This window comes from Staphylococcus sp. HMSC65H10, assembly GCF_001839185.1.
GTDB lineage: Bacteria > Bacillota > Bacilli > Staphylococcales > Staphylococcaceae > Staphylococcus > Staphylococcus simulans.
This window is the reverse complement of sequence record NZ_KV840359.1, coordinates 1-237: the sequence shown is the minus strand read 5'-3', so window position 1 is coordinate 237 and position 237 is coordinate 1. Positions and strand designations below refer to the sequence as shown.

1 protein-coding gene is annotated in these 237 nt (G+C 32.5%); it reads right to left on the bottom strand.

Annotation, left to right across the window (positions count from 1 at the left end; all coding sequences use genetic code 11):
• The coding region (locus HMPREF3270_RS13950) for a hypothetical protein (protein WP_176746720.1) at positions 1-221 on the bottom strand (221 nt) is incomplete at its 3' end.
• Positions 222-237: the final 16 nt, after the last annotated feature.

Sequence of the window (237 nt, the reverse complement as noted above, 5' to 3'; positions counted from 1 at the left end):
TTTTTGTCCTCCAAATTGTTAATAATTCTTTTTATTCTTACTACTTGAGCTTTAAACTCATAAGGTTCAATCTCATCAAACCAATTAATTAACTCTTTAATCTCGTCAAACATCTTTGCCTTTTCCAGCACCTCCACATGCTCTTTGTAAATATCTTGATGTGTTTGCATGTGCGGGTATTTTTCTGCTAATGCTTTAGCACCTTCTACTTGTTTTTCCATGTATTTGTATTTCATC